9 protein-coding genes are annotated in these 12,616 nt (G+C 71.6%); 3 read left to right on the top strand and 6 right to left on the bottom strand.

The features are described from left to right. Window positions 1-104 precede the first annotated feature (104 nt). Complete coding sequence (locus tag ABEB03_RS35795) at window positions 105-596, top strand: N-acetyltransferase (protein ID WP_345657059.1); 492 nt, start codon at window positions 105-107, stop codon at window positions 594-596. A gap of 11 nt (window positions 597-607) precedes the next feature. On the opposite strand, the gene ABEB03_RS35790 is transcribed toward ABEB03_RS35795, so the two are convergent. Continuing rightward, entirely contained in the window at window positions 608-991 is a 384-nt protein-coding gene (locus ABEB03_RS35790; RefSeq protein ID WP_345657058.1) for a winged helix-turn-helix transcriptional regulator, read from the bottom strand. A gap of 138 nt (window positions 992-1,129) precedes the next feature. Between ABEB03_RS35790 and ABEB03_RS35785 the strand changes: the two genes are divergently transcribed. Beyond that, complete coding sequence (locus ABEB03_RS35785; protein ID WP_345657057.1) at window positions 1,130-1,966, top strand: NAD(P)H-binding protein; 837 nt, start codon at window positions 1,130-1,132, stop codon at window positions 1,964-1,966. A gap of 43 nt (window positions 1,967-2,009) precedes the next feature. Here ABEB03_RS35785 and ABEB03_RS35780 read toward each other — a convergent pair whose 3' ends face one another. After that, complete coding sequence (locus ABEB03_RS35780) at window positions 2,010-3,377, bottom strand: hypothetical protein (RefSeq protein ID WP_345657055.1); 1,368 nt, start codon at window positions 3,375-3,377, stop codon at window positions 2,010-2,012. A gap of 278 nt (window positions 3,378-3,655) precedes the next feature. After that, window positions 3,656-6,679 carry a glycoside hydrolase family 3 protein gene (locus ABEB03_RS35775; RefSeq protein WP_345657054.1) on the bottom strand — a complete coding sequence of 1,008 codons (3,024 nt, stop codon included), beginning with the start codon at window positions 6,677-6,679 and terminating at the stop codon, window positions 3,656-3,658. 262 nt (window positions 6,680-6,941) lie between these two features. On the opposite strand from ABEB03_RS35775, the gene ABEB03_RS35770 reads away from it, so the two are divergent. Further along, window positions 6,942-8,810 carry a lectin gene (locus tag ABEB03_RS35770; protein ID WP_345657053.1) on the top strand — a complete coding sequence of 623 codons (1,869 nt, stop codon included), beginning with the start codon at window positions 6,942-6,944 and terminating at the stop codon, window positions 8,808-8,810. A 105-nt stretch (window positions 8,811-8,915) separates the two neighbouring features. On the opposite strand, the gene cimA is transcribed toward ABEB03_RS35770, so the two are convergent. From cimA to ABEB03_RS35755, 3 genes are all read right to left on the bottom strand, one after another. After that, window positions 8,916-10,520 carry a citramalate synthase gene (gene cimA, locus ABEB03_RS35765; RefSeq protein WP_345657052.1) on the bottom strand — a complete coding sequence of 535 codons (1,605 nt, stop codon included), beginning with the start codon at window positions 10,518-10,520 and terminating at the stop codon, window positions 8,916-8,918. 395 nt (window positions 10,521-10,915) lie between these two features. Beyond that, entirely contained in the window at window positions 10,916-11,473 is a 558-nt protein-coding gene (locus ABEB03_RS35760; protein WP_345657051.1) for a TetR/AcrR family transcriptional regulator, read from the bottom strand. A gap of 82 nt (window positions 11,474-11,555) precedes the next feature. Continuing rightward, the gene (locus ABEB03_RS35755) at window positions 11,556-12,596 is read right to left on the bottom strand and encodes an agmatine deiminase family protein (RefSeq protein WP_345657050.1); all 1,041 of its coding nucleotides are present in this window, start codon (window positions 12,594-12,596) and stop codon (window positions 11,556-11,558) included. Window positions 12,597-12,616: the final 20 nt, after the last annotated feature.

The raw sequence follows: 12,616 nt of genomic DNA, 5'->3' as shown, positions 1-12,616 counted from the left end.
ACGCCGAGCCCCGCCGCTGCGCAGGGTCCGGCGTCGCGGCGGGGCTCGGCGTCGCGGCCGATAACCCGGTGCGTGGCGCTCCGCCCGGCCGTTAGCCTCCGGGCATGACCTGGTTGCCCGCCGATTTCGTCCACCCGCTGCGCGTCGACGTGCCCGGAGGGCATCACCTGCGCCCGATCACCGGCGCGGACGCCGCCATCGACTACCCGGCCGTCATGGGGTCGCGCGACCGGCTCTGGTCCGTCTTCGGCCAGGCCTGGGGATGGCCCGCCGAGACCATGACGTACGAGGCGAACCTCCAGGACCTCCGGCGGCACGAGGCGGAGATCGCCGCCCACCAGTCCTTCAACTACGTGCTGTTCGACGACGCGGGCACGTCCGAGTACGGATGTGTCTACATCGATCCGCCGGAGAAGGCCGGCGCCGACGCCGAGATCTCCTGGTGGGTCGTGGACGCCCGCGTCGGCAGCGCGCTGGAGCGCGATCTGGACGCGCTCGTGCCGCGCTGGATCGCCGAGGCCTGGCCCTTCGAGCGGCCCCGGTTCATCGGACGTGACCTCTCCTGGAGCGAGTGGCTCCGACTGCCCGACGCCTGAGCGTCGGTGGCTCAGCCGGCGTCGTAGGCGCCCCGGGCCTCCTCGACCTTGTCCAGGTTGACCGCGGCCCACTCCGCGAGCGTCGCGAACAGGGGGGCCAGGCTGCGGCCCAGCTCGCTGATCTCGTACTCCACCCGTGGCGGGACCTCGGGGTGATAGGTGCGCACGACCAGCCCGTCGCGCTCCAGTTGGCGCAGCCGCTGGGTCAGCACCTTGGGCGTGATCCGGGTGATGCGGCGCTCCAGTTCCACGAAGCGCTGCCGTCCGTACTCGTGCAGTGCCCACAGGATGGGCGTGGTCCAGCGGCTGAAGACGATGTCGACGACGGGAGCGATCGGGCAGGCCGCCTCGGGGTCGACGTCGACGGCGGCCGGCCGGGATGTGGCGTCGGTCACGATGAGCCCCTCTCTCCATTACTTTCCTCTAGGTACCTACTATGCCAAGGACGGTAGCTTTCTTTTTGTCCGAGAGAAACGGCAGGAACCGGTCGAAACCGACCGGCAGACCTGCCGACACGGCAAAGGGGAGCAATCATGATGGTGGTGACGGGAGCCACGGGCAACGTCGGCGGGCCGCTCGTGCGGGCACTGAACACGGCGGGCGAGAGGGTGACGGCGGTCTCGCGCGGCACCTCGGCGACGGGCGCGGCGGACCTGCCGGCGGGGGTGCGGCACGTCCGGGCCGACCTGGCCGACCCCATGAGCCTGCGGACCGCGTTCGACGGGGCCGAGGCACTGTTCTTGCTGGTCACCGGTGAATTCCTGGCGTCGGGCGGGGACCTGTCCGGCGTCCTCGACACCGCTCGGGACGGAGGCGTACGGCGCGTCGTCCTCCTCTCCTCGCAAGGGGTCGGCACGCGTCGTCACCCGCCCGGGCAGGAGGAGGCGGTCAAGCGCTCGGGGCTGGAGTGGACCCTCCTCCGGCCGGCGGGCTTCCACTCCAACACGCTGGCGTGGGCCGGTACGGTCCGCGCGGCGCGGACGGCCGGGGCGCCCTTCGGAGACGTCGCGCTGCCGACCGTCGACCCGCTCGACATCGCCGAGGTCGCCGCTCTCGCCCTGCGGGAACCGAGCCACGCGGGCACGACCTACGAGCTGACGGGCCCGGCGCCGGTCTCGCCCCGGCAGCAGGTCGCGGCGATCGCGGACGCCGTCGGGGAGCCGGTGCGGTTCGTCGAGCAGACCCGCGAGGAGGCCAGGACGCAGATGCTGCGGTTCATGCCCGAGCCGGTGGCGGACACCACCCTGGACATCCTGGGCACGCCGGTCGCCGAGGAACAGCGGGTGAGCCCCGACGTGGAGCGGCTCCTCGGCCGGCCCGGACACGCCTTCACGCACTGGGCGGGACGGAACGCCGCGGCGTTCAAGTGATCTCCGGCCCCGCCCGGCAGTCGGGCGGGGCCGCAGGCGCGGCTCAGAAGCCGCCGCCGAAGTCCCCTCCCCCGCCGAAGTCGCCGCCTCCGCCGTCCCCGAAGCCACCGCCGAAGTCGCCGGGGTCGAAGTCGGCGCCGGAGACGTCGCCGCCGTCGTAACCGCCGTCGAAGTCGCCGTACCCGACGCCGTAGTCGGAGGCGTACGTGGGGCCGGCCATCACATTGCCGAGCAGGGTGCCGACGAGGAGGCCGGGCAGGATGCCGCCGCCGAAGTAGCCGCCCGCCCAGGGGCCGTACGCCGGACCCGCGTCCCAGTACGGACGGCGTCCGTGCTCGGTCTCGACCTCACGGACCGCCGGGGACACCCCGTCGGCCAGCCGGGCCGCGTCCGCCGCGCAGACCGGCACCTGGCGGGGCGCGCCGCCCGCCGGCGTCCATGTCGCGTCGGCGACGGACGGGCCGTGTCGCGGGTCGAAGAAACAAGGGGCGCGACGCTCGGGAAGCGGGCGGCCCTCACGGCGTGCGGCCAGCACGGCGAGCGAGAACCGGCCGTCCTCCAGTGCCTGTGTCACCGCGCTGACGTCCTCGGGCCGGGTCGCCGCCGCCATGAACGACTTCGCCTGCTCGTAGGCGTCCAGCGCGCGTTCGTAGTCCGCGCGCATCGCGTCGTCCGCCCCCGCCTCCGCGGGATGGAAGTCGAGCCGGTCGAGTTCCTCGCCGAAGGCCGTGATGTCCTCGTCCACGACCACGCGCAGCTTGTCGAGCGCCGCCCGCCGCTCCTCCTCCTTGCGGCGCCGGTTGCGGCGGACGATCGTGTAGGCGCCCGCGCCGCCCGCCACGACCACCGCGGCGACGGTGACCAGGGCGGCCGTGGAAACGCCGCCGCCCGCCGAACCGCTGTCCCAGCTCGCGGGGGCGGAGCCCCGGATGTTGGCGAGCGCGCGGTCCGTGAAGTCGTTCAGCTGGGTCTTCGTGTCCTCGCCCTGGACGCTGGTGACGAGGTTCTGCACGGCGGTGCGGGACATCACCGCGGCGTCGGCCCGCGCGTCGAAGCGGTCGCCGAGCCGGACCCCGTACAGGCCGGTGATACCGGTGGCGGTGCGCAGGTTCTGGAAGAGGCTCTGCGACGGGAACCCGGCCGGGAGGACCGCCACGAAGACGGGCTTGTCCGCGTCCTCGATCTTCTTGGCCAGGGCGTCGGCGTCCGCCTTGGGGAGCTGCGCGGAGGCCGCGGGATCGACGTACACGGGGCTTTGACGCAGGGCGGCGGCCACCGTGTCCACGTCGGTGGCCGCCTGGGCGCGGGAGATGCCGGTCGCGAGGACCGCCAGGGCGGTGAGAACCAGCGCGACGAGCAGTCCCGGGAGACCCCGCCATCCCGGCAGACCTCGGGTGCGAGCGGGCTTCATGTCTTCGAAGCTACCCGAAATACACCGAATTGGGCATCGGTGCGGGGCTCGGAACGAGGAGCGGGCCCGGTGGACCGACGACGGGTGCGGAACGGGGAGGGCCCGATGGGCAGGCGGTGCCCCGGACGGGGAGCGGGCGTGGTGGACAGGCGTCGGCCTTGGCCGGTCCGGGCCCGCACCAGTCCAGGGCCCGGACCAGGAACGGGCCCGGGCGGACAGGGAGCGGGGGCGCCGGGCACTCCGTCCCCCGACGCCCCCGCCGTTCTCGCACCCGGGTGTCAGCCGGCCGCCTCGTACGCCTCCTTCAGCTTCGCCACCGCGCTCGCGTAGTGGCCCGTCAGCAGGAGGTGATCGGCGTCCGCGAAGGGCTTGGCGGTCGCGGGCGTGATCGTGGTGCCGATCCTCTGCTGGACGAGGAGGCGTGCCTTGGTCACGGCCGGGCGGCCCGCCGCGGCCGATCCGGCCCGGTCCGCCGCGGTGGCGACGAGGGCGAGGGCCCGCAGGGTCGCCGAGCCGCCGGCCGGGACCTTCGTGAGCGTGGTGAGGCCCCAGCCGTAGGGGAACTGCGGGTCGTAGGCCGTGTCACCGACGTTGATCGGCAGCTGGGACTCGGACTTCGGCCAGGTGACGGGCAGCTGCCCGGTGAAGGACCGCTTGCCGTACAGCACGTCGGCCACTCCGTCGCCCTCGGTGCCCGGCAGCCAGGAGGCGACCAGGGCGTCGGTCTCGGCGAGCCGGTCGCCGATGAGCTGCGGCCGTCCGGAGACGGTCAGCACCACGCACTTCATGGCCGCGCACACCTTGTCCACGGCGGCCTTGTCGGCGGCGGTCAGCTCCAGGTCGTTGCCGTTGCCGACATCGCCGACGCCCTCGGCGTACGGGGTCTCGCCGACGACGACCACACCGACGTCGTAGCCGGCGGTGGGCGCCGAGGCGTCCTTGGAATAGGTGACGTCGCCGCCGGCGCGCCTCATCCCGTCGAGGATCGTCGTGCCGTCCGTGATCTTTCCGGACGATCCCTGCCAGGTGATGGTCCAGCCGCCGGTCTGGTTGCCGATGTCGTCGGCGTTGGAGCCGGCGACGTACACCTTCTGCGACTTCTTCAGGGGCAGCAGGCCGCCGTCGTTCTTCAGCAGTACCTGCGACTCGGCGGCGGCCTGGCGGGCGACCGCACGGTGCTGCGCCGAGCCGATGTCCGCGGCCCCGCCGGTGTCGGCGTAGGGGTGCTCGAACAGACCCAGCCGGAACTTCTGGGTCAGGATGCGCGACACCGCGTCGTCGATCCGCTTGCCGCTGATCCGGCCAGCCTTCGCCTCGTCGATCAGGGTGGCGGTGAAGTCCTTGTAGCTGTACGGCACCATCATCATGTCCAGGCCCGCGTTCACGGACGTGCGGACGTGGGAGGCGTAGTCGCCGGGCAGCTGGTCGATGGCGTTCCAGTCGCTGATCACGAAGCCGTCGAAGCCCATGCGGCCCTTGAGGACACCGTTGATCATGTCCGCGCGGGCGTGCATCTTCACCGCGCCCTGGCCGTCCCCGAGGATGTCGAGCGAGGAGTACGAGGGCATGACCGTGCCGACGCCCCGGTCGACCGCGGTCCCGAACGGCGCGAGGTGCACCGCCTCCAGCTGCTGCCGGGTGACCTTGGTGACACCCTGGTCGGTCTTGTACGTCCCCGTCGTGGAGGAGCCGTACTCGGTCCCGCCGTCGCCGACGAAGTGCTTCGCGGTGGCCAGGACCTTGTCGTCGCGGTCCAGGTCGGAGCCGTTCGCCCGGCCCTGGAAACCCTGGATGACCGTCTCCATGGACTGCACGAGCGCCGGGTCCTCACCGAAGGACTCGTAGGAGCGGCCCCAGCGTTCGTCGCGGGTCACGCACAGGCAGGGCGCGAAGTCCCACGGGATGCCCGTGGCGCGGACCTCGGAGGCCGTCACCGCGCCGGTTCGTTCGGCCAGTTCGGGGTCACGGGTAGCGCCGATGCCGATGTTGTGCGGCATGATCGTCGAGCCGACGAGGTTGTTGTGGCCGTGCACCGCGTCCACGCCGTAGATCAGCGGGATCTGGAAGCGGGTGGCCTGCGTCCTGAGCTGGAAGCCGTCGATCATCTTCGCCCAGGCCGCGGGGGTGTTGGGCGTGGGGGTCGAGCCGCCGCCCGACAGGAGCGAGCCGAGGTCGTAGGCCGCGATGTCGCCCTGTGCGGTCACCGCGCCGCGCTCGGCCTGGGTCATCTGGCCGGCCTTCTCCTCCAGGGACATCCGGGAGACGAGGTCGGCGACCCGCTTCCGCACCGGCAGCTTCGGGTCGAGGTAGGGCAGGCCGTGGGCGTCGACGACCACCTGCGGGCTCTCGGCGGGAGCCTTGGCGCCGGTGACGGTGAGCTTGAGGGGGATCGTCTCGGCGGGTTCGGCGGACCGGTCCTTCAGCGTCCGTACGTGGATCGTCCGGGAGGTGCCCGAGACGGTCCCCGCCGGGAAGGTGATCGTCCCCCTGACCGGGGTGTAGTCCTTGTCCGGATCGGCGGTTCCGCCCGTGCTCTCGTAGGCGACGGTCACCGGTTCGTCGATCGGGGCGGAGCCGGTGGTGGCGACCGAGACGCGCACGTCCGCCGTGCCGCCCTCCTTCACCGGGTGGACCGCGGCGTCGGTGGTCACGGAGGCGCGCAGCGACTGGTCCGCCTTGCCGTACAGCTCGACGCCGTCCATGGCGAACTCGCCCTTGACGCCGACCGGCAGGGTGACCGCGTACCCCCACATCTGCGTGAGGCCGAGCACCTGGTCGATGCCGCCGACGGGCTGGTAGTCCGTGCGATAGGTGAAGTCGGTGAAGGGGATCTCGATCTGCTTCCAGCCGGTGAAGTCGTCCGCGAAGGACGTCGTCCACAGCTCGGAGGCCTCCCCGTGGGCTCCGCCGTCCTTGATCTCGAAGCTGATCTTCTTGCCGCTGCCGCGGCCCTCCCACCAGAAGCGGATGCCCTTGTGGGCCGACCAGTCGTGGGCGGGCAGGGCGGCGGCGAAGTCGTGGGTGAAGCCGCCGTAGCCGCTGATGTCGTAGGAGCCGGTGAGGACCTTGTCGCCCTCGGGCGCGTCGGTGCGGGCGGTCAGAGCGAGCCGGGGCGGGTCGTCGGAGTCGCTCCCCCAGGTGAAGATGCCGTCGGCGGGCTGGCCGGCGAAGGGCACCTCGCCCTCGAAGCGGTCGACGGGGACGGGGGCCGGCTCGTCGGCGCCTGCCGCGGCGCTCGCGGAGGCCAGCGGCAGCAGTCCGGTGAGCAGGGCGGCGGACACGAGCAGGGCGGTTCTTCGCATGGACCTTCCCTCGACTCTCTCCGTGCGGGGACTGAACTCGTACACTCCTCTTACGACTTAGATCACGGCGTGAGTTAACTGGCGCCCCAGGCAGCCGTCAAGACTTCACGCCAGAACCGGTACACACACAACTCACGGCCGGATCAGGGGAGTTGTTCCTTCGGAAACTGAACGCGCACCCCCTTGACGCGCACCCGAAGCCGTCATTTACTCACGGCTCGCACGCCCCGTCCCCCACCCCCACACAGAAGGGCGGCGCGCCATGAGGAGATCCATCCGGGCGGCCCGGCTGCTCGTCGCCGGGCTGCTGACGACCGCCGGGCTGACCGCCGTCGGCACCGTGCCCGCGCAGGCCGCGGGCGAACAGGTGACCGCCTGGCTGACCACGACCGACGACGCCGGCGGGCGGCACGTGGTGCGCGGGCTCCAGGCCCAGACGCCGTTCGCCTTCCAGTCCGGCAGCGGCGGAAGCGGCGAGAACATCACCGTCGACGAGAACACCCGGTTCCAGACCTTCACCGGCGGCGGCGCGTCCTTCACGGACACCGCCGCCTGGCTGATGAACAGCAGTGGAGCGCTGTCGCAGAGCACGCGGGACGCCACGATGCGGAAGCTGTTCTCGCCGACGGACGGCATCGGGCTGTCGTTCCTGCGCAACCCCATGGGCGCCTCCGACCTCGCGCGGTACGGCTACACCTACGACGACGTGCCCGCCGGGCAGACGGACCCCTCGCTGTCGAAGTTCTCGATCGCGCACGACCTCGCGGACGTGGTGCCCCTGACCAAGCAGGCGCTCCAGCTCAACCCGTCCCTGACCGTGATGGCCTCGCCGTGGACGGCACCCGCGTGGATGAAGGACAGCGGCCAGCTCAACGGCGGCTGGCTGAAGGCGGAGGACTACGGCGCGTACGCCTCGTACTTCGTGAAGTACCTCCAGGCCTACCGCGACCAGGGCGTGCCCGTCGCGTACGTCACCGCGCAGAACGAGCCGACGTGCTGCTCGGGCTACCCCTCGATGAGCTGGAACGCCTCGGGGCTCGCCTACTTCACCAAGAGCGAGCTGCTGCCCAAGCTCCAGGCGGCGGGTCTTTCCACGAAGGTCCTCGCGCACGACTGGAACTGGGACGTGTACGACGCGTACGCCGCGCAGACCGTGGACGACGCGGCGGTCCGCTCGCACCCGAACTTCGGCGGCATCGCCTGGCACGGGTACGGCGGCGACGTCGGCAAGCAGACGAGCGTGCACAACCAGTACCCGGGCCTCGACGCCTTCGGCACCGAGCACTCCGGTGGCACCTGGATCGCCGACCAGCAGCGCGAGGACATGCTCAACATCGTCGACTACACCCGGAACTGGGCCAAGTCGGTGACCAAGTGGTCGCTTGCCGTGGACCAGAACCGGGGCCCCCACAACGGCGGCTGCGGCACCTGCTCCGGGCTGATCACGGTGCACAACGGGGACGGGGCGAGCGGGACCGTCGACTACACGATCGAGTACTACACGATGGGGCACCTGACGAAGTTCGTGCGGCCCGGAGCGCAGCGGATCGCCTCCACGGCGTCCTCCGCCGTGCCCAACGTGGCCTGGCGCAATCCCGACGGGTCGAAGGCGCTGATCGCGTACAACGAGGCGTCGTCCGCGAAGACGGTGACCGTCAACTGGGGCGGCCAGCACGCCACCTACTCGCTGCCGGGCCGGACGTCGGCGACCTTCACCTGGTCGGGCACGCAGTCGGGCGGCGGGAGTCGGTCGGGGGCCTTCGTCGGACTCGCCGGCAAATGCCTGGACGTGGCGGGCGGCTCGTCCGCGAACGGCACGGCGGTGCAGCTCTACGACTGCAACGGGTCCTCGGCGCAGAACTGGACCGTGCAGACGGACGGCTCCGTCCGGGCGCTGGGCAAGTGCCTCGACGTGACGGGCGGCTCCACAGCCGACGGGGCCAAGGTGCAGCTGTACGACTGCAACGGCACGGGGGCACAGCAGTGGTCGTACGACGCGTCCACGGGTGACGTGGTGAACGCCGCGGCGAACAAGTGCCTCGACGTGACGGACAACTCGTCCGCGAACGGGGCGCGGGCGCAGATCTGGTCCTGCACGGGAGCGGCCAACCAGAAGTGGCGGCTCCAGTAGGACCGTGCGGGCGCCGGCGCGACGACGTCCGGTCGCCGTGCGCGCCGCGCCCGCCGTCCGACAGGTCGGAGGGGCCCTCCCCGGCCCCTCCGACCTTCGGGGTGCCTACGCCGCCGGCTCCACGCCGGCCCGCAGCAGGCCGTACGTGTACGCGTCCTCCAGGGCCTGCCACGACGCCGCGATGACGTTCTCGGCGACGCCCACCGTGGACCACTCGCCGGTGCCGTCGGAGGTGGAGATGAGCACGCGGGTCGTGGACGACGTGCCGTGCTTGCCCTCCAGGATGCGGACCTTGTAGTCGACGAGCTCCAGCTTGGCGAGCTGGGGATAGATCTTCTCCAGGGCGACGCGCAGCGCGCGGTCCAGCGCGTTGACCGGGCCGTTGCCCTCGGCGGTGGCGACGATGCGCTCGCCCTTGGCGAAGAGCTTGACCGTGGCCTCGTTGGCGTGGGACCCGTCCGGGCGGTCCTCGACAATGGCGCGCCAGGACTCGACCTCGAAGTACTTGAGCGGCCTGCCCTCGACCTCCGCGCGCAGCAGCAGTTCGAAGCTCGCGTCCGCGGCCTCGTAGGTGTAGCCCTCGAGCTCGCGCTCCTTGACCCGCTCGACGACACGGCCGACCAGCTCGCGGTCCCCGCCGAGGTCGATGCCGAGCTCCTTGCCCTTGAGCTCGATGGAAGCACGGCCCGCCATGTCGGAGACCAGCATCCGCATGGTGTTGCCGACCTGCTCGGGGTCGATGTGCTGGTACAGGTCCGGGTCGACCTTGATGGCGGACGCGTGCAGGCCCGCCTTGTGCGCGAAGGCGGACACGCCCACGTAGGGCTGGTGCGTGGAGGGGGTGAGGTTGACGACCTCGGCGATCGCGTGGGAGATGCGGGTCATCTCGCGCAGGGCTCCCTCGGGGAGCACCTTCTTGCCGTACTTGAGCTCGAGGGCGGCCACGACGGGGAACAGGTTGGAGTTGCCGACGCGCTCGCCGTAGCCGTTGGCGGTGCACTGGACGTGGGTGGCGCCCGCGTCGACGGCGGCGAGGGTGTTGGCGACCGCGCAGCCCGTGTCGTCCTGGGCGTGGATGCCGAGCCGGGCGCCGGTGTCCGCGAGGACGGTGGCCACGACGGCCTGGACCTGTGCCGGGAGCATGCCGCCGTTGGTGTCGCACAGGACGACGACGTCGGCGCCGGCCTCGGACGCCGCGCGGACGACGGCCTTCGCGTAGGCGGGGTTGGCGCGGTAGCCGTCGAAGAAGTGCTCGCAGTCGACGAAGACGCGGCGGCCCTGTGAGCGCAGGTGGGAGACGGTGTCGCGGACCATCGCCAGGTTCTCGTCGAGGGTGGTGCGCAGGGCGAGCTCGACATGGCGGTCGTGGGATTTGGCGACGAGGGTGATCACCTGGGCGCCCGAGTCCAGGAGCGCCTTGACCTGCGGATCCTCCGAAGCCTTCGCGCCGGCCCGGCGGGTGGCGCCGAAGGCCACGAGCTCGGCGTGCTTGAAGTCGATCTCCTGCTGGGCGCGGGCGAAGAACTCGGTGTCGCGCGGGTTGGCGCCGGGCCAGCCGCCCTCGATGAAGCCCACCCCGAAGTCGTCCAGGTGCCGTGCGATGGCCAGCTTGTCCGCCACGGTGAGGTTGATGCCCTCACGCTGCGCGCCGTCGCGCAGGGTCGTGTCGAAGACGTGGAAGGAATCGTCGAGTTCGCTGGTTTCCGTCATGGTCTCTGGCTCCTGATGTTGGATCTCGGTCTACCGGAATGACCGGCTCCACCGTCCCCCCATGGTCCCTCGCGCTCCCTTCCCGGCTTGAGGTGGGCCAGGAAAACGAAAAACCTCTCGCGGGTGCGAGAGGTCTGCGCGCGGGTCGAGGACGACGGTGTCCGCCCGTACGTGGTGGTACGAGGCGGTCACTGCGGACCGGCGCGCCTGCTGCCAATAATCATGGCGAACGAGAGCACGGGGGCAGTCTGGCACATACCGCCCCTCTGCTCACCGGGCGTCTCAGGATGCGAACAGCGGGCTACTCGACGGTGGACACCGCGCAGGTCGGCGCACGAACCCGTCGCCACCCGCCGGCCCGCCTCCGGTGGCGCCCAGGAGCCCTGAGGCCCCGATCAGGTGTCCGGGTGCCCCGCCCGCCCCAGCGACTCGTCCAGGAACTCCCTGACATGGCCGAGAACGTGCGCCCGGTCGGTGCCGCGCAGGCCGATCGCGACATGGATGGAGAAGCCGTCGAGGAGGGAGCGCAGCCGGGCGGCGAAGCGGTCCGGGTCCACGGCGCGGAACTCGCCGCGCGAGATGCCCTCGGCGAGGAGCGCAACGAGGTCCCGGTGCCAGGCGCCCTCGATGGCGACCTGCCGCTCCCGGGCGTCCTCGTCGGCGTTCTGCGAGCGGTTCCAGACCTCCAGCCAGAGTGTCCAGTGCGGGTCGCGGTGGCCGTCGGGGACGTACAGGTCGACGAACGCGTCCAGCCGCTCGCGGGCGGGCGCGTCCCGGGTGAGCAGCCTCGCGCGCTCCGCGCCGAGACGGCCCTCGCTCCACTCCAGGGTCCGCAGCAGGAGTTCGTCCTTGGAGTGGAAGTAGTAGAGGAGATGGCCGCTGCTCATGCCCACCTCGCGGCCGAGCGCCGCCATGGTCAGCTTCTCCAGACCGCGCTCGGCAATCATGTCCATGGCTACGGCCAGCACATCCTCCCGCGGCGGAGCGTTCTTCCTCCGCGGTGTGCGGCTTTCGGCCACGAGCGACTCCCGGGTCTCAGATCCTCGGCTGCTGCTGGGTGATGCAGTGGATGCCACCGCCCCCGGCAAAGATCGTACGTGCGTCCACCAGCGTCACCGTCCGCTCCGGGAACAGCCGCCGGAAGATCCCTGCCGCGATCTCGTCGCGCGGGTCGTCGAAGCCGCACAGCACGACACCGCCGTTGCACAGGTAGTGGTTGATGTACGAGTAGTCCGCCCAGTGGCCGTCGGCTTCCAGGACCGTCGGGGCCGGCACCTCGACGACCTCCAGCCGGCGGCCCCGCGCGTCGGTCTGCGCGCCCAGCAGGCCGACGACCTCCTTGCTGACCTCGTGGTCCGGGTGGGCCGGGTCCTGCTGGGAGTGGACGACGACCACACCCGGGCGCGCGAAGGCGGCGACGATGTCGACGTGGCCCAGCGTGCCGAAACCGTACGGCGGATAGTCGCCGGTCAGTCCGCGCGGCAGCCAGATCGCCTTGCGGGTGCCGAGGTGGGCGTGGATCTCCGCCTCGACCTGCTCGCGCGACCAGTGGGGGTTGCGCTCGGGGCCGAGCTGCACGGTCTCGGTCAGGAGCACCGTCCCCTCGCCGTCGACGTGGATCGCGCCGCCCTCGTTGACCAGCTTCGAGGCGTACGTACGGGCCCCGGCCAGGTCGGCGACGTACGCGCCCACCTTCGCGTCGTGCTCCCAGCGCGCCCAGTCCTGGGCGCCCCAGCCGTTGAACGTCCAGTCCACGGCCGCGAGCGCACCCTTGCCGTCGGTGAGGAAGGTGGGGCCGATGTCCCGCATCCACGCGTCGTCGAGTTCGCGCTCGACGGTGTCGACGTCCGGGCCGAGCAGTGCCCGCGCCTCGGCGGACTGCCCGGGGCCGCACACGACGGTGACCGGTTCGAAGCGGCGGACCGTGCGGGCCACCGCCGCCCAGGCCTCCCGGGCCCGGGCGAGGTCGTCGGGGTCGTCGAAGGTGGGGTTGGCGCCCGGCCACGCCATCCAGGTCCGCTCGTGCGGGGTCCATTCGGCGGGCATACGGAAGCCGTCGGAGGCGGGGGTGTTCATGGCGAAGGTCCTCAAGGCCG

The sequence above is a fragment of the Streptomyces siamensis genome, assembly GCF_039543605.1.
GTDB classification, from domain to species: Bacteria; Actinomycetota; Actinomycetes; order Streptomycetales; family Streptomycetaceae; genus Streptomyces; species Streptomyces siamensis.
Note: the sequence above shows the minus strand (reverse complement) of the source record. Positions and strands in the feature narration are given on the sequence as shown.